Source organism: Streptomyces achromogenes subsp. achromogenes, from assembly GCF_000720835.1.
GTDB lineage: Bacteria > Actinomycetota > Actinomycetes > Streptomycetales > Streptomycetaceae > Streptomyces > Streptomyces achromogenes.
The window spans coordinates 61,646-80,998 of sequence record NZ_JODT01000055.1 but is presented as its reverse complement, the minus strand read 5'-3'; the positions used below and the strand labels follow the sequence as shown (position 1 = coordinate 80,998).

Annotated in this window: 16 protein-coding genes; 6 read left to right on the top strand and 10 right to left on the bottom strand. The window is 73.6% G+C overall.

Annotated features, from left to right (window positions below; translation table 11 throughout):
- Nucleotides 1-19: 19 nt before the first annotated feature.
- From IH25_RS0135715 to IH25_RS0135700, 4 genes are all read right to left on the bottom strand, one after another.
- Nucleotides 20-562: a GNAT family N-acetyltransferase gene (locus IH25_RS0135715; protein ID WP_030620761.1), complete on the bottom strand. Its 543-nt coding sequence runs from the start codon at nucleotides 560-562 to the stop codon at nucleotides 20-22.
- A 104-nt stretch (nucleotides 563-666) separates the two neighbouring features.
- Complete coding sequence (locus tag IH25_RS0135710) at nucleotides 667-1,272, bottom strand: hypothetical protein (protein ID WP_030620759.1); 606 nt, start codon at nucleotides 1,270-1,272, stop codon at nucleotides 667-669.
- Nucleotides 1,269-1,628 carry a hypothetical protein gene (locus IH25_RS0135705; protein WP_030620757.1) on the bottom strand — a complete coding sequence of 120 codons (360 nt, stop codon included), beginning with the start codon at nucleotides 1,626-1,628 and terminating at the stop codon, nucleotides 1,269-1,271. The genes IH25_RS0135710 and IH25_RS0135705 overlap by 4 nt, the downstream gene beginning before the upstream one ends.
- On the bottom strand, nucleotides 1,625-6,739 hold the full coding sequence (locus IH25_RS0135700; protein WP_030620755.1) for an HD domain-containing protein: 5,115 nt from the start codon (nucleotides 6,737-6,739) through the stop codon (nucleotides 1,625-1,627). Before IH25_RS0135700 ends, IH25_RS0135705 begins: the two co-directional genes overlap by 4 nt.
- Before the next feature lie 343 nt (nucleotides 6,740-7,082).
- Here IH25_RS0135700 and IH25_RS0135695 point away from each other — a divergent pair, with 343 nt between their 5' ends.
- The gene (locus IH25_RS0135695; RefSeq protein WP_030620753.1) at nucleotides 7,083-7,931 is read left to right on the top strand and encodes a LysR family transcriptional regulator; all 849 of its coding nucleotides are present in this window, start codon (nucleotides 7,083-7,085) and stop codon (nucleotides 7,929-7,931) included.
- A gap of 70 nt (nucleotides 7,932-8,001) precedes the next feature.
- On the opposite strand, the gene IH25_RS0135690 is transcribed toward IH25_RS0135695, so the two are convergent.
- The 5 genes from IH25_RS0135690 to IH25_RS0135670 form a co-directional block, all read right to left on the bottom strand.
- Nucleotides 8,002-8,742 (bottom strand): class I SAM-dependent methyltransferase, encoded by a 741-nt coding sequence (locus tag IH25_RS0135690; protein WP_030620751.1) that lies wholly within the window; start codon nucleotides 8,740-8,742, stop codon nucleotides 8,002-8,004.
- Between the two features lie 263 nt (nucleotides 8,743-9,005).
- The gene (locus tag IH25_RS0135685) at nucleotides 9,006-10,247 is read right to left on the bottom strand and encodes an FAD-dependent monooxygenase (protein ID WP_030620749.1); all 1,242 of its coding nucleotides are present in this window, start codon (nucleotides 10,245-10,247) and stop codon (nucleotides 9,006-9,008) included.
- The gene (locus IH25_RS0135680) at nucleotides 10,244-10,498 is read right to left on the bottom strand and encodes a hypothetical protein (protein ID WP_037656281.1); all 255 of its coding nucleotides are present in this window, start codon (nucleotides 10,496-10,498) and stop codon (nucleotides 10,244-10,246) included. Before IH25_RS0135680 ends, IH25_RS0135685 begins: the two co-directional genes overlap by 4 nt.
- On the bottom strand, nucleotides 10,495-11,103 hold the full coding sequence (locus IH25_RS0135675; RefSeq protein WP_200692124.1) for a VOC family protein: 609 nt from the start codon (nucleotides 11,101-11,103) through the stop codon (nucleotides 10,495-10,497). The genes IH25_RS0135680 and IH25_RS0135675 overlap by 4 nt, the downstream gene beginning before the upstream one ends.
- A gap of 51 nt (nucleotides 11,104-11,154) precedes the next feature.
- A complete protein-coding gene (locus tag IH25_RS0135670; protein ID WP_030620743.1) occupies nucleotides 11,155-12,564 on the bottom strand; it encodes an MFS transporter in 1,410 nt (469 codons plus the stop codon).
- A 171-nt stretch (nucleotides 12,565-12,735) separates the two neighbouring features.
- Here IH25_RS0135670 and IH25_RS0135665 point away from each other — a divergent pair, with 171 nt between their 5' ends.
- Nucleotides 12,736-13,611: a LysR family transcriptional regulator gene (locus IH25_RS0135665; RefSeq protein WP_030620741.1), complete on the top strand. Its 876-nt coding sequence runs from the start codon at nucleotides 12,736-12,738 to the stop codon at nucleotides 13,609-13,611.
- Nucleotides 13,612-13,736: 125 nt separating this feature from the next.
- On the opposite strand, the gene IH25_RS0135660 is transcribed toward IH25_RS0135665, so the two are convergent.
- Nucleotides 13,737-15,470: a class I adenylate-forming enzyme family protein gene (locus tag IH25_RS0135660; RefSeq protein WP_051754367.1), complete on the bottom strand. Its 1,734-nt coding sequence runs from the start codon at nucleotides 15,468-15,470 to the stop codon at nucleotides 13,737-13,739.
- A gap of 479 nt (nucleotides 15,471-15,949) precedes the next feature.
- Here IH25_RS0135660 and IH25_RS0135655 point away from each other — a divergent pair, with 479 nt between their 5' ends.
- From IH25_RS0135655 to IH25_RS0135640, 4 genes are all read left to right on the top strand, one after another.
- Complete coding sequence (locus IH25_RS0135655; protein WP_030620738.1) at nucleotides 15,950-16,759, top strand: hypothetical protein; 810 nt, start codon at nucleotides 15,950-15,952, stop codon at nucleotides 16,757-16,759.
- Between the two features lie 75 nt (nucleotides 16,760-16,834).
- Nucleotides 16,835-17,527 (top strand): O-methyltransferase, encoded by a 693-nt coding sequence (locus tag IH25_RS0135650; protein ID WP_051754366.1) that lies wholly within the window; start codon nucleotides 16,835-16,837, stop codon nucleotides 17,525-17,527.
- A gap of 106 nt (nucleotides 17,528-17,633) precedes the next feature.
- Nucleotides 17,634-18,878, top strand: coding sequence for a 3-deoxy-7-phosphoheptulonate synthase (locus tag IH25_RS0135645; protein WP_078844590.1), 1,245 nt, complete (start codon nucleotides 17,634-17,636; stop codon nucleotides 18,876-18,878).
- Nucleotides 18,879-18,930: 52 nt separating this feature from the next.
- Nucleotides 18,931-19,263 (top strand): antibiotic biosynthesis monooxygenase family protein, encoded by a 333-nt coding sequence (locus IH25_RS0135640; RefSeq protein ID WP_030620731.1) that lies wholly within the window; start codon nucleotides 18,931-18,933, stop codon nucleotides 19,261-19,263.
- Nucleotides 19,264-19,353: the final 90 nt, after the last annotated feature.

Below are 19,353 nucleotides of genomic sequence, written 5' to 3'. Positions count from 1 at the left end.
AGGGAGGGGGAGGCGGAGCCTAGCGCCTCGCGTCCGGGGTCCAGTCGCGGGCGAGGAGTCCGAGCAGCACCTCGTCCAGGAACTCGCCCATCACCCACGCCGAGGAGCGCAGCACGCCCTCGCGGACGAAGCCGTTGCGCTCGGCGGCGCGCAGCATCGCGGTGTTGTCCGCCAGCGTCTCGATCTGCAGCCGGTGCAGGCCGCGCACCACGAAGCCGTAGTGGCACAGCACCGCGACCACGTCGGTGCCGTAGCCCTTGCCGCGGGCGGACGGCAGCAGGCCCAGCCCGACGTGCGCGGAGCGGTTGTGGGTGTCGATGTCCCACAGCACCGCGGAGCCGACCAGCGCGCCGCCGGCCAGTTCCACCACGGAGAACGGGACGTTCCGCTGGTCCGTGTCGTCCACCGTGAACGGCCCGTCCTCCGCCCCGGGCGTGACCGGCCGCCACGGCCGGCCCTCGGCCCGCACGTGGGTGACCACGTCACCGTGGAGCTCCGCCCGCAGCACCGGTATGTCGTCCTCGTGCCGGGCCCTGAGCCCGACCTTGCCGCCCTTCAGCATGCGAGCTTCCTATCCGGCCGCACCGGCGGCGGCAACCGAATAAGCGCCGCTCGCGCGGGGGCATGACGAGGACCCCAGCGAGCCGGAGCGCACGCCTTCCCGGGCTACGGTGCCTTGCCGCAGGCCGCGCCGGGTTCCAGGCTGGCTATGGCCGTCCAGGGCAGCGAGACCTCGCCGTTCGTCCCGGAGCGGATCTCCACGTGGTGCCGGTCGGCGCGGATCAGGTCGCCGCACACCACGCCGGTGCCGGTCTTCACGATCACCGGTCGCCCGCCGGAACCGGGGGTCGTCACCCAGGCGACGAGGAGCGCTCCGACGACCAGGACCACCCCCAGGACGCAGCACAGGCGGGCCCGCACCAGTGCCCGGGTCACGCGGGTCACCTCCCGCTCGGTCCAGCGGCGCAGTGCCTGCCCGCCCAGGAGGATCTCGCGCTCCACGGTCCCGTGCGCCGCCCGTACGGCCAGCAGCGACCCCGCCACCAGCAGCACGAAGGCGGTGAACAGCAGCCCGGTGGCGGTCGCGCGGGCCGCCTCGGACAGGTCGGAGAGGTCGTCCCGCCCCTTCAGCAGCACGAGGACCGCGAACAGGGCCGTCAGGCCCGTCAGGCCGGTGCGCCACCCTTCCGCCTGCCGGCGCAGCTCCGGAAGCCTGGTGAACTCCAGTTCCCGGGCGAGTTCGGCCCAGCGACGGTCGGAACGGGTACTCATCGCCGTATCCGCCAGCTCGCGCCGCAGCCGACGTACAGCGTGTCCGGGGGACACTGGGGGTGGGCGTGACCGCACTCGCACAGGTGCACTTCCGCGAGCAGCGGCTCCGGCCCGTCCTCCGCCCCGCTCGCCGTCCCCCTGCCGAGGAGCCGCCCCAGCGCGCCCTTCGACCCGGTGCCCGGCCGGGCCCACGGGAACAGCGTCCGGGTGGTGCCGTGACAGCGCGGGCACCTCCCCGAGACGATCACCCCGCGTCCGTCCGGGGCGGGCTCCTGGGTGAAGAGGGAGGCGTCGACGTCACCGGCGTCCACCTCGGCGTACGGCACGCCGTGTTCGTGCTGACCGGGCCGCGTCACCCTGTCTCCTCCCGTTCCCCTGCCTGCTCTTCCGTGGCGTCGGCGGACTCGAACCGGAGCCCGAACATCTCCGCGTACACCTCCAGGCGCCCGCGCACCCACTCGGGCGTCGCGTCCACGGCCCGGGCGCACCGCTCGATCCGGTCCCGCCCGACCGGACCGGCCACCTGGGGGAGCCGCCCGTCGAGGTGTGCGGAGAGGATCGCCAGGTCCTGCCAGCCGGGTACGACATCGGGGACGCCCGCGATCGACGGCGGCGTCTCCTCCAGGGAGAGGTAGGGGGCGACGCGCCGCTCCCAGGTGTGCCGTACGGACTCCCCGAGCCGGCCGGCGACACCGACCAGGTCGAGCGGCAGCAGCGGGGTCCCGGGCGGGGAGACGCGGTACGCCGGGTCGACGGCGACCGCGTCGTGGGGTGAGGGCACGTCGTCCGGCAGGGCGGCCTGCGCCTCGTCCGACAGTTCCGGTACCAGTGCGCCGATGGCCCGGAACGGGGCCAGGGCCCGGTACGCCGCCCGGGCGCCGAGGTTGCGCCTGCGGGCATGGTCGACGAGCCGCTGCGCGGTGAGCGGGACCCAGCGAGGTGTTTCGAACCACTCGTAGTCCGGGTCCTCTTCCGGGCCCGCGTCGATGAGCACCGCCGTCTCGTCCCAGGTCGGGGCGAAGTCCCGCAGCTCCTCGGGCGGGTGCGGGGCGACGAACCCGTCGTCCAGCCCGAGGTTCCGGGCCTCTCGGTGCGCGGTGTCCCACAGCACCGACAGCTTCTGCCGCAGCCGCTGGCTGCCGGTGAACAGCACGGCCGAGGTCGCCGGTACGGGGTAGTCGGCGCCCGTCCAACTGGGGTCCTCCCCGGAGAACGCGTACCTGCTGGGCGTCGGCAGGTCGTCCCAGGCGCGCAACAGGTTCCCCGCGTCGGGCAGCCACACCCCGGCCTCCCGCAACTCGTCCGCGTACTCCGACAGTTCCTCCCACGACGTCGCGTGAGAGCGGACGAAGGCGAGGTCCCGCAGCGAGACGCCGTCCTCCAGCCGGATGCCCGCGCCGTGCAGCCACCGTACGAGGTGGCCCGTGTCGGGAGAGGGGACCACGTCCCGGCCGGGCGAGCGCTTGGTGTAGCGCCGGCGGTGGACCACCCCGAGGCCCTCCGTCTCGAGGGCCAGGAGGCGTTCGGCCTCCCACACGGTGAACTCCAACTCCGCGGCCAGTTCCACCGTGGCGGCCCAGGGCAGCACGGGGCGGCCCGCGCCGTCGTGGCCGATGTAGTGGCGCAGGAACGGGAACACTTCCGGTGACACGGCATCCCACCGTGCGGCCAGGACCGGATCGGGTGCGGGGCGGCCCAGCCAGGCGAACTCGGCCATGCGGCGCGTCACCTCGGCCGTGCCGAGGCCGGTCGCGGCGGCCACCACCGGTACGTCCCACGGATGGACCGCGGGCCGCACCTGACGCTCGTCCTCCTTCACGTAGAGGAGCCTCAGCTCGGCCTCCGAGCAGACGTGGTCGCGGTGAGGGGCCGGGACCGCCCCCAGCGGCCTGCGCAGGAAGGGCGCGTACCGGGCGCATGCCTCGGCCAGCTCGGCGAGGGGTGTGCCGAAGCGGGAGGAGGCGTGGACGAGACCGGAGAGATCGTCCGGGGCGTGCCGGTAGGTCATCTCGTCGGTGACCCGTCGTTTGCGAGGCACGGAGTGCCCCCAGTCGTTGGCCCGGAGCACGTCCAGCGGATCGGGCTTGCTGCCCAGGAGCCCGCGCATGACACAGAAGTCGGTGAAGCCCGGTTTCCAGTCCAGGTCGCCGTCGCCGAGCACGGCCGGCCCGGCCAGTCGCGGATGCGCGATGCGCAGGCCGCGCGTCACGCGCAGCACCTCCGCCACGGTCATGTCCTCTTCATCGGCGGTCAGGACCGCCTCACGCCAGTCGCCATCGACCCTCTCCGCGATGTGGGACCAGCCCGGCCGCGGCACGGGGTGGCCCTCCAGGGACAGCGGAACCGCCCTGTTCCGGGCCTGGGACTCGCGACCGAGAGCGGCCAGCCGCCAGGGCCGGTACGTCTGGCGGAGCCGCTCCTCTCCGGGCTCGCCGTGCTCCTTGAGGGACTCGTCCAGCCTGAACCAGCCGACCTCGTCGAGGTTCACCCGTCGGCCGGGGCCGTCCGACACCGGGACGCCGTGCCCGCGCAGGGCCTTCCACAGGATCCGGGCGACCGGGGGTTCACGGGACTCCATCGTCCACAGCCACTTCAGGCTCAGGACGGCTCCCGTGACGAGTGCGCCGGCGCCGCGCTCGATCTGCTTCCCGGCCCACGGGACGTCGTACTTCTCCAGCTTCCTGCGGTTGACGCTGAGTTCGCCCGCGTGCGGGCCGGACAGATTGAGCACGTAGCCGAAGGGCCGCTGGTCCGTGGCGATGCCGTCGTTCACGATCGCTCCCTTGGCCGACACCCACCACAACGTGCCGGGTACGGCCTCGATGACGAACCGGGTGGCGAACTCGCCCGGCCTGTCACCCGTCTTGAGACGGCCCGGCTGCCAGGTCTCCCCGGTGCCGTCCTGGTCGCGCACCTCCAGGTGGAACTCGCTGAGCAGGACCAGGGAGCGCAGCACCGCCACGGCGGAGCCCTCGGGCAGCGCACTCGCGCGCCGCAGGTACAGCCGCACGCGGGTGCCGCCCTCGGGCAGCACTGTCCCGCCCCGCTCGTCGTCCTCCCGTACCCGGAAGAGACTGCCGCTGACCGGGATCTCGACCCGCCATGCCTTCCCGGCGGGGCGGTCGTCCGTGCCGACCGGGCGGGTCACGATGGACATCTCGTCGGCGAGCATGAAGTAGCTGAACACCCCGATGCCGAAACGGCTGTTGGGGTAGAGCCGCAACGCACCGTCGCGCCGCAGCCAGGCGGCCTGCTCGCGGCGGAAGGCATGGGACTGGTCGAAGCGGCGGCCGGCCCGGGTGAAGGTGTTCTTGAGCTGGTCGACGGTCATGCCGACGCCGTTGTCCACGCACTCGACGTAACGGCCGTGGTCGTCCTCGCCGGCCTCGATGCGGATCCGGCCCGCCCAGGCGGCCGGCTCCCTGCCGAGGGCCCGCAGGTACCTGACCCGCATCTCCCGGTACCGGCAGGCGTCCATGGCGTTCTGGTACAGCTCCCGCAGCGCGAGCGCGGGCTCGCCGTCGTACAGCTTCTCGCCCATCAGCAGGCGGCGGATCTCGGTCTGCGCCAGGGAGAACCGCGCGAGCGGCACGTCGTAGGCGTCCCTGCCGTGGACGTGGTCCGGGCGGAGCCGGTGGTCGGACAGCCGCGCGGGCAGCGCCCGGAGCAGCAGGGACTCCTCCCGCGGGAGGCGGCGGGCCGACTCCCGCAGCTGATGGCCGAGGTCGTCGGCGTCCTCCACGACCGAGGCGAGCGCGGCGTGGATCGCCGGGTGCGGGCAGACCGCGTCCAGATGCAGCGAGGACGGGGTGTTGCCGTCCTGGTCGAGGTCCCAGAAGGCATCCCGGAGCACGGTGACCACCTCGCCCGGCAGCACCGCGTCGGAGACGGCGAGGTGCTCGGCGACGACCTCCGGCAGGCACCGGGTGTCGAAGGAGATCAGACCCGCGAGGCGGAGCAGCGCGGCGAGCGGACGCACCCGCAGGGGCCACGGTGTCCTGCGCACCAGGTGGCGGTCCGGCGGCAGCCGCTCGTCGTCCGCGGGAGCCCCCACGGCGAGTCCGGCGGCGACCGCGCGCAGCGCCGTGGACAGCGCTCCGGCCCGGCCGCCGAGCCGCTCGCCCGCCGCCGGTGGTGCGACGTCCAGCAGCCGGGCCACGAACTCGTCGGCCAGTACGGCGGGTACGGCCTCCTCGTCGGTCACGAACCGCTCCCCGATCCAGCGGTGGACCAGCCACAGCGTGACGGCGTGCCGGTCGTCGTCGGGGTCCGCGAGCCACGCGTACGCGCCCGAGAGCTTCTCGCTGATCTGCGGGTACTGCTCGGTGATCTGCTCGTAGTGCCGGCGCTGACCGTCGGCGTCGGGACGGCGCCGTACCAGCCACGGACGTAACTCGGCGGCCTGGCTCAGCCGGTCCGCCCAGGCCGTCTCGTGCAGCAGGACGCCGGCGATCAGCGCGGTGACCTCCAGCGCGGACAGCTCGGCGCCCTTGGGCAGGAGCTGGGGGAGGCGTTCGGTCAGCAGCCGCACCGGATACTCGTCGTCGGCCCAGGGGTCCGGCAGCCGCTGCTGGGCGCGGTGCACATGGCGGGCGGCCTGGGCGGCGAGGCGGGACAGGCAGTCCTGGAGCGGGGCCACGGTCTCCGCGTCGCCCGCCGGCACCCGCTCCCAGAGGGCGGACGTGCGGACGACGTCCTGCCAGGGTTCGAGCAGCCGCCTGCCCTCGGCGACCTCCAGGGCCCTGGTCCGTTCCTCCAGGTCGTTGCCGTAGGAGATGCTGACCTTCTGCAAAGGGCGCTGCGCCCGCAAGGAGAGCGTGTGGGTGGCGCTCGCGGCCGCCCGGTACACCTGCTCCACCGTCGTGGCCTCGGTCAGCGGGTCGAAGGCACGGGCGAGGGAGGCGGTGAAGAAGCTGCCCGTCTCCGCGAAGCCGCTGGGCTCTCCGGGGCCGCAGCTCGTCATCATGGCGAAGCCGCTGCGCGGGGGGCCCTGGACCACGCTGCTGCCGAAGGCGGCGCCCTGTTCGCCCACGCCCCAGCGGCAGGCGTCGATCACCCACAGCACGGTGCCGGCCGAGCAGTCGGTCAGATAGCGGCTGATGTCGGCCTCCAGGAGCGACTCCCGTACGTGGGGCTGCTCCCATCCGGCCGCGTCGTCGGTCGCGGGGGCGCGGGCGTCGGCCGGGACCAGGTAGTCGGTCGTGCCGATCCGGACGCCGTGCCCGGTGAAATAGACCAGCGCCGTGCTGCCCGGGGGCACGCCGCCGGAGAAGCCGGAGACCGCCGCCGTGATCTCGTTACGGGTGGGATTCGGCAGCACCCGCACCTCGTACCCGCTGCCGCGCAGGGAGGCGCCCAGGACCTCCAGATCCGCGGTGACCGTCGCCGCCAGGGACGGAAGGAGGTGTTCCGCCCCCGGGTTCTCGCCCACGCCGATGAGCAGGGCCACGCGTCCCTTGTCCGTCACTCGCCCCCCTGGTCTGCCCGGCCCCGCCCATAGTGACACCCGCCCCGCCCGGGGCGGGGGCGGACCGGGGAACCCGGAACGGTTGACGCAAACGAGTGCAGCGACGCACACACTTTCGTTTAACTTTCCTTTCCGTTTCTTCTCATTGGCTGGATCCGGTCAGTGGGTCACAATGAGCCGTATCTCGGCTCGAGAGCGCGGGTGTTCGGGGGGTCCCGTGCTCTGTCGTCCACGCACGTCCGGGAACGTGCTTCCACCCGTCCGGCCTCGGCCGTCGGTGTGACGGCCCCCTTGGTCGGTCTCAACGGAAACGGGTGGGGCAACCTTGCAGCGTGACATCGAAGTGAAGCTTCTGCGTACCCTGCTGGCCGTCGTCGACGAAGGCGGGTTCGCCCGTGCCGCCCAGTCCCTGCACGTCACCCAGCCGACCGTCAGCCAGCAGGTGCAGCGGCTGGAATCGATCGTGCGGACACCGGTGTTCCACCGCACCAAGCGCCCGCTGCGGCTGACCCCGGCCGGGCGTGAACTGGTGGCTCACGCCCGGCACGTGATCAGGCTCAACAACGACGTGCTCAACCGGGTGTCGGCCCTGTGCAGCAAGGCGACGCTGAGCATGGGCTGCTCGATCCACTTCGCGGACGGGCTGGGCCTGATGCTCTCCCGGCTGGACGCCGAGATGCCGCACGTGCGGTGCGCGGTGGCCACCGACCTCAGCGCCCCGCTGGCCGACCGGGTCACCGCGGGCGACATCGACGCGGCGCTGCTGCTCGGCATCAAGACGCCCCGCGCGGAGATGCTGGGGCGGCTGCGGCTCGACTGGTTCGGGGGACCGCCGCCCACGACCGGGCGCGGGGTGCCCGTCGCCCTGCTCGGCGGCAGCTCGGCGCTCAGCCAGCACATCGCCGAGACGCTCGACCGCAACGGCGTCGCCTGGTACTCCGTGCCCTGGTGCACCGATCCGCACACCGTACGGGCGTCCGTCCAGGCCGGTCTCGCCTGCACGGCGCTGTGCGAGAACGCCTACCAGAAACATCCCGGCATTCGCCCCGCCCCGCCCGGACTCCTCGGCCCGGCCCCGTCGCCCCTCCCCGTCTACCTGGCCTTCTCGCCCACCCTGCGCGAAGCCGCCGTGGACGTCGTACGGGCCGTGGCCCGGATGATCCTGCCGAGCACGCCGATCGCTCCGCCCTGATCCGACGCAAAGACGTTTCTTCACCGGGGGAGGCCACCGGCGCGGCAGGCCGGCGCCGGGCCCGCGGGGATCACGGTTTGCGGGTTACCCAGAGCAGTTCCGCCGGCCAGCGGTGGCCCCAGTCGGGCGGGTCGGTCTCGTTGTAGCCGTTGGGTGTTCCGGGTTCGGGCCGCGGCTCGATGAGATCGTCGATGACGAGCCCCGCGCCCCGCAGGACCTTGACCCAGCCGCCGTAGGTGAGCTGATAGCTGGTCGCGCCGTCGCCCTCGGCGACGGTGCCCAGTCCGAAGTAGTCCCTCTGCAGCGTCGTGGTCACACGGCCGGCCGCTTCGTCGTAGCAGACTTCGAACCATGGACTGGCGACGTTGAACACCAGGCGCCCGCCTCGGGCCAGGACGCGCACGGCCTCCGGGACGGCCAGGTGCGGGGGCGCCCAGCTGAGCCCACCGAAGTCGCAGAAAACCAGGTCGAAGCTGTCGGCGGCGAAGGGGAGCCGTTCGGCGGCGCCTTGCACCAGCGGGTGGCGGGCCTGTCCCATGGCGCGTGCCGCGGCGGCGAGTTGGGCTTCGGACAGGTCGAGCCCGACCACGGCGGCGCCCTCGGCGGCGAGCGCCCTGGACCACTGGCCGGCGCCGCAGCCGAGTTCGAGGACGCGCTTGCCGGTGACGTCGCCCAGGGCGCGCAGGCGCGCGTCGGGGATCGAGTACATGCCCCACAGCCGGGGTGTGGCGCCGATGCGCGGGTCGTGCTTGTCCTGGTAGGCGTTGCTGATCCGGTTCCAGAGCCGCCGGTTGGCGGGGACGCTGTCCATGTGCCGACCCCAGCACTGCCTGCCGGGAGCGGTCAACACGATCAGGGCACCGGCCCGCCCTCGCCCCGCCGGTTCCGGCGCGGCCCGCGGTCCACCGGACGAACCCCGGGGGCCGGCGGGTCCGGGCCCACCGGGAGATGGCTGTCGGCCGGTGGTGTCCCGCGGGGCGGGGAGAACCTCCGACGGCGGTCCGTGCCGTGTCGCCGGCCCGGGGGAGTAGCCGGCTTGGGCACGGCCGCCGTCGGAGGTGCCGGGGTGGCCGCTCAGTACGAGCCGCGGCCGGCTCCCCGCGCCGTCAGCTTCGGGCCGTACGGCGCGGAGTCCAGCCACTCGCCCGCCCTGCGGCCGGCCGTGGCCACCGCCGCGGCGGCGCGCTGGCGCAGCCAGAGGGAGGGGCGGTGGGCCAGCATGTGTTCGAGCGCGGTGCTGGCACAGGCGCGGTTGTAGGTGGCCGCCTCCTTGCGGTCCTGGGCGAACCGCGCGATCGCCGCGCCGGCCGCGGCCAGGTCGCGCCCGCTGTCCAGGGCCTGGCTGATCGCCTCCACCGCCCGGATCGCGTCCGGGACACTGGAGTTCATGCCGCGCGCGCCGAACGGCGCGAACAGATGGGCGGCCTCGCCGGTCAGCAGGATGCGCCGGTGGTGGTCGGTGAACCGCTGCGCCACCTGCTGCGCGAAGCGGTACGTCGACACCCAGCGGACCCGGTCGCCGTACGCCTCGGGCAGGATCCGCGGGATCCAGCGGCGCAGGCCCTCCGGGGAGACGAACCGCTCGGGGTCGTCGTTCACCAGCAGGTTCAGGTCGACCCGCCAGCCGCCCGCGAACGGCACCGTCAGCACATTGCGGCCGCCGACGTTCGGGTGGCGGTAGTGGAAGACGCGCTCCATCGGCAGCGGATTGTGCTCCGGGTCGTCGTCGAGGTCGACGACCACGAAGGTGTTCCGGGACCGCGGGCCCTCCAGGGGGCTGTCGATCGCCGAGCGCAGCGCGGAGCGCGAGCCGTCGGCCGCGACCACGTAGTCGGCCTGCCACTCGCGCCCCGTGGAGTCCTTGAGCAGGACGCCCTCGGGGGTGCTCAGCGCCGAGGTGATCTCCACCCCCCAGTGGAACTCCACGCCCCCCTTGCGGCAGGCCGCCGCCATCAGGTCCTCGGTGATCACCTGCGGCAGGCTGGTGAAGTGCGGCAGGCCCTCGCGGGTGCTCGGCGGATAGGTGCGGGTGTAGACCTCCTGCCCGGCCCAGTACGAGCGCTTCGTCGCCCACATCACGCCCCGGCCCGCTATCTCGTGGCCGAGTCCGGGGCTCAGCCGCTCCAGTTCGCGCAGCGAGGCCCCGTGCAGATAGGCGGCCCGGCTGCCGGGCCGTACGGTGCTCTCCGTACGGCGCTCCAGGACCACCGCGGGCAGGCCGGCCGCGCGCAGGGCCAGGGCCGCGCTGAGGCCGGCCGGCCCGGCGCCCACGACGAGGACCGGGTGACGGGGGGTGGGTCCGGTGCTCGTGGTCACGCCTGCTCCTTGGCGAGGTGGAGGGTGTCGGAGGTGAAGCGGACGATACGGCCGTCCAGGCCGCCGGTGAGGGCGGCGTGCCACACCGCGGTGCGGATCGCGGACTCGTCGCGGCGCAGCACGGCCTCGTCGGCGTCGGTGCTCAGTTCGAGGTAGTCGCCGGCCCGCCGGGCGGTCAGCCCGGCCGCCTCGGCGGCGCGGGCCACGGGCTGGAACTCGGGCACGTCGAGCACGTACAGGGCGAGGCTCACAGGCCGGCTCCTTCCGTGTCCTTGCGGATCAGTTCCGCCTTGCGCCGCCACAGCGCCTCCACCGTCGGCCGCGGCGACTCGGCGACGTCGGCGAGCGCCCGGACCGTCAGCTCGGCGTCCCGGGCGTCGACCGGCGACATGGGCCGCAGCGGCCGGGTGATCTCCAGCTGGATGCCGTTGGGGTCGTCGAAGTAGATGGACTCGATCAGTTCGTGGGCGAGCGGCCGGGTGACCCGGATGCCGTGGCCCTTCAGCCGCTCGCGCCAGGCGAGGAGCTCCTCCTCGGTGTCGACGTGGAAGGCCAGGTGCCGCGAGCGGTGCATGAGGTCGCTCGGGGCGTCCTCCTCGGGCAGGCCGAAGTAGTAGAAGAAGGCGATGCGGTTGCCCGCGCCCATGTCGAAGAAGAAGTGCACGAAGTCCGGGTAGTCCTCGGTGACCCAGCCGGTGGCGGTGATGGCGTGCACCAGCGGCATGCCGAGGGCCTGGGTGTAGAACTCGACGGTGGCGCGGGGCTTCCAGGTGACGAAGGCGAGGTGGTCGACCCCGTCCACGCGCAGGACCGGCGGACCGGCCGGGGGACGGGCGGACGGTGATGCGGTTGCCAATGCTCCTCCAGTGGTTGGGGCAGGGGCGCTGCACGTGGGGCCGGGGTCGGTTCAGCTCGCGGTACGCCCCCGCAGACCCGTCACGGTGATCAGCGCCCCGGCCAGCAGGGTCACACCGCCGACGACGAGCGCCCACCGGGTGCCGCCGGCGTTGGTCGAGGACAGGTTGAGCACCACACCGAGGACGGCGACACCGAGCAGGGCGCCGGCCTGGCGGGCGGAGTTGAGCGCGCCGGCCCCGATGCCGGCCAGCTCGGGCGGTACGGAGCTCGCCATGCCCGCCACCAGCGCGGGCAGGGCGAAGGAGACGCCGAAGCCGAAGGCGAGCAGACCGACCACGGTGGCGGTCAGCGCCAGGGCGGAGTCACCGGTGAACGGCGCCTGGAGCAGCGCGCCGACGCCCATCAGGACGAACCCGGTGGTGGCGGGGCGGCGCGGGCCGATGCGGCCGACGAGACGCCCGGTGTAGATCGGGTTGAAGGCGGTGGGCAGGGTCAGCGGCAGGAAGGCCAGGCCGGCGCTGAAGGAGGAGTAGCCGCGGCTCTCCTGGAAGTACAGCGACAGCACGAACAGCAGCCCGGACAGGCCGAAGTTGGCGAGCAGACCGGAGGCGAGCGCGGCGGAGAAGCCACGGCTGCGGAACATGCGCAGCGGCAGCATCGCCGCGTCCCCGGCCCGCGACTCGGCGGTGACGAACACCGCGGCGGCCACGGCGGCCAGCACGAAGGCGCCGACGACCAGCCCCGCTCCCCAGCCCTTGTCCGGGCCCTCGATCAGCGCGTACGACAGGGCACCCAGCGCGACGACCGCGCTGACCTGGCCGGTGACGTCGAGGCCGCTCCGCTGCTTGAGGGCGGTCTCCGGGGCCAGGCGCAGGGTGATCACAAAGCTGACCAGCGCCAGCGGCACGTTGATGACGAAGATCGCGCGCCAGCCGACGGTGTCGGTGAGCGCGCCGCCGACCAGGGGACCGGCGGCCAGGGCGAGCCCGGTGATCGCGGCCCAGTTGCCGACGGCACGGGCGCGGTCGGCGGGGTTGCTGTAGGCGTTGGTGATCACCGCGAGGGAGGCGGGCAGCAGCAGCGCGCCCGCCACACCGAGCGCCAGGCGCAGGGCGACCAGGGCGCCGAGGGTGTTCGCGGCGGCGGAGACGCCGGAGAGGATGCCGAAGGCCGCCAGACCCCACAGGAAGACCCGGCGTCCGCCGAGCCGGTCGGACAGCCAGCCGGCCGTCAGCAGCAGGGCGGCGAAGGTGATGGTGTAGCCGTTGGTGACCCACTGCAGACCGCTCAGCCCGACGTGGAGGCTGGTGGAGATGGCGGGCAGTGCCACCGAGACGATCGTCATGTCCAGCAGGACCATGAAGTAGCCGAGCGAGAGCCCGACCAGCAGGGTCCGCGAGGGCTTGTCGGTTCGTGCCGGTGCGACGGAAGCCCGCTGCGGTTCCGCCTGCGTCGACATGTAATTCTCCTTCGTTCGATTGCGTGAATTACCGCCATAGAAGAGGAAGTTGCGGGGGGCGGCACAAACCATTCAAGCGGACCGGAAAGGCGAATTGCCGCTGGTGACGACGGGAATGCCCTATGGGTAACATCGGCTGAGCCGATGGGTCGAGCAAGGGGGAGCCAGGACGTGGAGCTACGGCATCTTCGGACCTTCGAGACGGTCGCCCGGACGCTCAGCGTCACCCAGGCGGCCAGGGAACTGCACTACGCGCAGTCCAGCGTCAGCGATCAGATCCAGGCCCTGGAGCGCGAGCTGGGCGTGGACCTGCTCGACCGGTCCCAGCGGCGGGTGCGGCTGACCCCGCAGGGCGTGGCCCTGTCGCAGTACACCGGGCGGATCCTCAAGCTGCTGGAGGAGGCACGCTGGGCGGTGTCCCGGCCCGACGCGGAGGTGGCGGTGGGCGCGCTGGAGACGGTGGGCCTGCATCTGCTGCCCGCGGTGCTCGCCCGCTACCGCTCGCTGTACCCGGAGGCACGGGTCCGCGTCACCCAGGGCAACCGGGGGGAGCTGTACAAGGCGGTGCGCCGCGGCGACGTGGACGTCTGTCTGACCTTCGGCGCTCCGCCGGCGGAGGCGGGGCTGCTGGCCGAGACCCTCGCCGAGGAACCCCTCGTGGTGATCGCCCCGCCGGACCATCCCTTGGCCGAGCGCGGCCGGGCACCGCTCGCCGACCTTGTCAAGGAGCCGTTTCTGGCCACCGAACGGGGCTGCGGCTTCCGGGAGATGTACGACGGCGCGTTCTCCGGCGCCGTCGCCAAGGAACCGGTCGCGGAGGTGTCGAGCATCGGCACCCTCGGCGCGTGTGTCGCCGCGGGAATGGGCTGTGCCCTGCTGCCGCACGTCGCGGTGCGGGCCCAGGCGGACCGGCGCGAGGTCGCGGTGATCGAGGTGGAGGACGCCCGGCTGCGCACGGCGGTCACCATGACATGGCTGGACCGCAACTCGGCCAACCCCAACCTGGTGGGCCTGCAGACGGTGCTGCGCAGACAACTGGCGGCCTGACGAAAGCTGTTGGCCGCCGGTCGGGCGCCCTGGAGACGGGCCGCCGTCGGTGTTCCCCGGGGCCGGTGCGGCCCGTCGGCCGGCGGTCGTGTTCCCCGGGGCTGCCCCGGGGAAAATCTCACCGCTCACGCTCCCGCCTCCGCGTGGCTCGCGGCGGGGGCCACGGGGGTGCGCCGGGGCGGCTGTGCGGGCAGCGGGGGCAGCGGGATCGCGCGCAGTCGGGCGCGGGCGATCTTGCCGGTCACGGTGGTGGGCAGCCGGTCCACGACGACCAGTTGTTCGGGAAGTTTGTAGGTGGCCAGGCCCTTGCCGGACAGGTGCCCGGTGACGTCCTCCAGGGTGAGCCGCGTCCCCTCGCGCAGCGCGACGAGCAGACAGGTGCGCTGGCCGAGGCGGGGATCGGGGCGGGCGACGACGGCGTGCTGGGCCAGCTGCGGCAGGTCGTTCAGAAGCTCCTCGACCTCCAGCGCGCTGAACTTCAGCCCGCCCCGGTTGATCAGCTCGTCGGCCCGGCCGCGGTAGACGACCGAGCCGTCCGGAAGCAGGGCGGCCAGGTCGCCGGTGCGCAGCCAGCCGTCCGGGGTGAACGCGGCCCGGGTCGGCTCGGGGGCGCGGTGGTAGCCGGAGAACATCCACGGGCTGCGGTACTGGAGTTCACCGGTCTCGCCGGGCGCGGCCGGCCTGCCGTCCCGGTGGACGCGCACGGCCGCGCCGAGGGCGGGCCGGCCGATGGTGCCGGTCGCCTCGGGCGGATCGCCGGGGCGGGTGTACGTACCGGCGCCGATCTCCGTCATCCCCCACTGCACGATGAGCCGGGCGCCCAGCACGCGCCGTACGCCGTCGGCCAGTTCGCGGGGCACGGGGGCGCCGCCGGTGCGCACCTCCCGCAGCGCGAGCGGAGCGCCACCGGTCTCGGCGGCCGGGAGGGCGAGCAGGTCGCGCAGCTGGGCGGGGACGGCGAAGGCGGCGGTGGCGCCGCAGGCGCGCAGGGCGGCGGCGAAGGCGCGGGGTTCCCAGGCGCCGAACAGGCCGACCGCTCCGCCGGTCACCAGGGCGAGATGGACGGAGAGCAGTCCGAAGGCGTGGCTGAGCGGGCTCGCGGAGACGATGGTGTCCCGCGCGCCGAGTCCGCCGTCCGTCGCCACGGCCGCGGCGTTGCCGAGGAGCCCGGCGTGGCTGTGCACGCACAGCTTCGGCCGGCGGGAGGTCGTACCGGAGGACGCCAGCAGCACCAGGGGGGCCGCGGGATCGGCGGGCGGGGGCGGCAGCCGGACGCCCGGGTCCGGCGCCGCGTCCAGCAGGCTCGCCAGGTCCGGCAGCCCACCGGTGGAGACGGGACCGGCGGCGGGGCCGGTGTCCCGGGAGCCCGTATCGGCGGGACCGGTGTCCTGGGAGCCCGTACCGGCGGCCACGGATCCGGCGCCGGTGGACACCCAGATGTGCCGCAGCCCGGGGCAGGTCTCGCGCAGGGCGCGGATCTCGCCGAGGTCGTCGCGTCCGCGCCGGCCGGCGGCGGCCACCAGCGCGACGGCGCCGGACTGCTCGATCAGTGACCGCGTCTCCCGGCTGCCGTAGGCGGAGTGCAGGGGCAGCAGCAGCACACCGAGCCGGGCGGTGGCCGCGTGCAGCACCACCAGTTCCCAGGAGTTGGGCAGCCGGGCCGCCAGCACATCGCCGGCCGCGAGCCCGTGTCGGTGCAGGGCGGCGGCGGTGCGTTCGGCCTGGCGGAGGCAGTCCCGCCAGGTCCGCCAGCGCCCGCCGTCCCATACGGCGGGCGCTTGGCGGCGGCCGGCGGCGCGGACCAGCGCGTCGGTGAACGTGCCGGACGCGGTCAGGAAATCCGTGGGTGGAGCGTTCACGAGGAAACCTCCGTTGCGGCAGAACGAAATAGGTGCTGCCTTGCGAGAGGGGATTCTGCGGGGCGTTCGATCGCCTGGTCCAGCTTTCACCCGATAAGAAATCCCGATGCCGTGCACCCGGCCGGATCGGATAAGAAAACTCAATGAAGGGCGAGGATCGACGGAGCACGCCGGCTTGTCATTCGGTGCCGCCGATGGCTCTCATCGGCAGGGGCGAACCATGGATTCCCCGACGGTAAGAAACATCAATAGAGAACGCGCGCCTTCCGCTTTTCCCGAGCGCCGAAAAAGGCTGCGAGCGAACCGATCGGTGCGCCCGATACAGGCCATCTACAAGGCCGAATCAAACCGTTCTCGCAGGTCAGAGCGGCATTACTGGCGAGTCACTATCGGCTTGGGGTACCCCGTTCACAGATCGCTCTTGCCCGGAAAACGAAGACCTGCACAGAATTCCGGCGGCCCTGAGGCAGGAGGTATCAATGGCCTTCGTTCAATCCTCCGGCACCACCCACCCCTCATTCCGGCAGGCCGCCGATCCGGCCGCCGACGGCGCGTTCGGCACGGCCGACCTGCGCCGCCTCGACGCGGTGATCCGCGACGCCCGCCACGCCAGTACCGCACCGGCGTCCGAACTTCTCGCACCGCTGCGACCGGACGGCACCGCGGCCGCGCTGACCGAGCGGGAGTGCACGTTCGACCACTGCGCCGTTCTGCTGTTTCCCGCCACCCTCGACGCGGGCCTGCACCACTTGGAGGAACGGGGACTGGCGCCCCTTCCCGCCGTGCCCAGCACCGTGGTGCGCGCCCGGCTCAGCGCCCGCCACCGCCTGGACCCGGCGCGCTGCGACGTCCACATCACCCGCCTGCGGCTCCCGCTGCCGGACGGGCGGCGGCACCCCGCCGTGGAGGTCTTCCTCTTCCCGCGCGACAGCGCGGCGTACGACGAGCGGGTCGAGGCCGCGGAGTCCGCGTACGGCTTCGAGAACCACACCGCGTTCGTCGTACGCCGCCCCTCCGGTCCCCTGCTGCGCCGGCTCGTCACCGCCTGGCACGCCGAGGCGGGGCTGCTGTGGGAGGGCGGCGGCCACAACCCGCACGAGGGCGGCCCGGGGGGATCGACCGTGACGTACTTCGTGCGCGACCACCGGCGTCCCGCCCGCCGGCGCCGCTTCGAACTGCACTGCGCCGGCGACCTGCGCGGCGCCATCGACGGTCTGCCCCGCCCGGCCGAGGCGGTCCGCCAGGCCTACCAGGCGTGGCCGGCCGCCCCGGAGCACCCGGACGCCTGAGCCGGGACCCACGGGATTCCCCCGTGCCCCGTCGCCCCACCCTGCGTACCCACCCCTAGACCACCGGGAGTACCCGTGCTGCGGAACGAAACGCTCAGGAACATCGCGCTGACGCCCGAACTCCACGACTACCTGCTCGTCCAGGGCCGGATGCTCCCCGACCCGCTGCTGGCGGAGCTGGCCGAGCGGACCCGGGAGGCGATCCCGGACCAGGCGCACATGGTGGTCGCCCCCGAGGAGGCCGCCCTGCTGACCTTTCTGGTGCGGCTGCTCGGCGCCCGCACCATCGTGGAGGTCGGCACCTTCACCGGCTCCTCCTCGCTCTGCCTGGCCCGCGGGCTGGCCCCCGGCGGCTCCCTGATCACCTGTGACGTCTCCGCCGAGTGGACCGCGCTGGCCCGGGAGTTCTGGACCCGCGCCGGGGTCGCCGACCGCATCGAGCTGCGCCTCGGCCCGGCCGTGGACACCCTGCGCGCCCTGCCCGCCGAGCCGCACCTCGACCTCGCCTTCATCGACGCGGACAAGCCCGGCTACATCGACTACTGGGAGGAGCTGGTCCCCCGGATGCGTCCGGGCGGGCTGATCCTCGTGGACAACACCCTGTTCAGCGGCCAGGTGATCGACGAGTTCCCCGGCGTCAAGGCCGCCGCCGTGCACGCGTTCAACGAGCACGCCCGCAAGGACGAGCGCGTCGAGCTGGTCCTGCTGCCGGTCGCCGACGGCCTGACGCTGGCGCGCCGGCTGCCCGCCGAGTCGTCGTCGTTCTGATGGCGCCCGCCGGCGCCCCGTACGCGTCCGCACCGTACGCGCTCGCCCCGTACGCGTCCGCACCGTACGCGTCCGCCCCGACCCCTGGAGGACGACCGTGACCGGGCTGACCCGCCCCGGATATCCGCTGCATCCGCTCGCCGTCGAGGTCCCCCTCGACGATCTCGACGAGGACTTCCCGCGCGACCTCGGCGCGGCACCGCAGCAGCCGGCCTGGCACGACCCCGTCCAGGCCGCGGCGGCCCGCGCCGAACTCGCCCAGCTGCCGGGGCTGGTGACCTGGGAGGAGGTCCGGCTGCTGCGCACCCTGCTGGCCGAGGCGGCCACCGGCCACTACCTGGTGATCCAGGCGGGCGACTGCGCGGAGGACCCCGCCGAGTGCGCCCCGGAGGCGGTCATGCGCAAGGCGGGCCTGCTGGACGCGCTGGCCGGGGTGATGGTGGCGGCCACCGGCCGTCCGGTGGTGCGCGTCGGCCGGATCGCCGGACAGTTCGCCAAGCCGCGCAGCGCGCCCACCGAGCTGATCGACGGCACCGAACTCCCCGTCTACCGCGGCCACTTGGTCAACGCCCCGGAACCCACCGCGGCGGCCCGCCGCGCCGACCCGCGCCGCATGCTGGAGTGCTACTACGCCGCCCACCGCGCCGTGACGTATCTGCGGCAGCGCACCAGCGACTGGGCGCTGCCCACCGGCGCCCCGGTGTGGACCAGCCACGAGGCACTGGTCCTCGACTACGAGCTGCCGCTGCTGCGCCGCACCACGGCCGGCCACGTCCTGCTGTCCTCCACCCACCTGCCCTGGATCGGCGAGCGCACCCGGCACCCGGACGGCCCGCACGCCCGGATGCTGGCGCAGGTGACCAACCCGGTCGCGTGCAAGGTCGGCCCGGCGACCGGCCCGGCGGAGCTGCTCGCCCTGTGCGCCCGGCTGGATCCGGACCGCGAGCCGGGCCGGCTGACCCTGATCTCCCGGATGGGCGCGTCGGCGGTACGCACCGCGCTGCCGCCGCTGGTCCGCGCCGTCCGCGAGGCCGGGCACCGGGTGGCGTGGCTGTGCGACCCGATGCACGGCAACACCGTCAAGGCGCCGTCCGGGGCGAAGGTCCGGGTGGTGCGGACGGTGGTGGAGGAGGTCCGGGGCTTCCTGGAGGCGGTCACCGAGGCCGGCGGCACGCCCGCGGGCCTGCACCTGGAGACCACCCCGCACGACGTCGCCGAGTGCGTCCGGTCGGATCCGGCCGAGCTCGGCGCCACCCCGGCCGGGAGCACGCCCGCCACGTTGTGCGACCCCCGGCTCAACCCCGAGCAGGCGCTGGAGGTGGCCCGCGCCTGGGCGGCCCCGCCCGCCTGATCCACGCCACCGGCACAGCACCGATGTCATGCCAACGATGAGAGGAAACGTCATGCCAGAGACGGTCATCCGGGAGAACGACGGCACCTACGCCATGATCAACGTCTTCGAGGTGGAGCCGGAGAAGCAGCAGGAGCTGGCCGAGGTGCTCAGCGAGGGCGCCGAGAAGTTTATCCGGCACCGGCCCGGCTGCATCTCCGTGAACATCCTGACCAGCCTCGACGGCAAGCGCCTGGTCTACTACGCCCAGTGGGTCAGCAAGGCCGACATCAAGGCCACCATGGGCGACCCGGACGTGCAGGTGTACCGGGACCGGGCCGCCGCGCTGGCCAAGCCCGACCCGCACGCCTACACCGTGTTCGCCGTCCACCACCCGGAGAACTGACCTCCCTCCAGCAGGACCGGCCGGTCCGGCCCGTCCGGCCGGTCGTGCCCGTCCAGCCCGTCCGGCTCCGCACCGCCCCGGCCCCCGCGG

Coding starts and splice junctions, on each gene's coding strand:
- IH25_RS0135640 (WP_030620731.1), top strand. CDS start 18,931: ATGCCAGAGACGGTCATCCGGGAGAACGACGGCACCTACGCCATGATC.
- IH25_RS0135690 (WP_030620751.1), bottom strand. CDS start 8,742: ATGGACAGCGTCCCCGCCAACCGGCGGCTCTGGAACCGGATCAGCAAC.
- IH25_RS0135715 (WP_030620761.1), bottom strand. CDS start 562: ATGCTGAAGGGCGGCAAGGTCGGGCTCAGGGCCCGGCACGAGGACGAC.
- IH25_RS0135670 (WP_030620743.1), bottom strand. CDS start 12,564: ATGTCGACGCAGGCGGAACCGCAGCGGGCTTCCGTCGCACCGGCACGA.
- IH25_RS0135710 (WP_030620759.1), bottom strand. CDS start 1,272: ATGAGTACCCGTTCCGACCGTCGCTGGGCCGAACTCGCCCGGGAACTG.
- IH25_RS0135655 (WP_030620738.1), top strand. CDS start 15,950: ATGGCCTTCGTTCAATCCTCCGGCACCACCCACCCCTCATTCCGGCAG.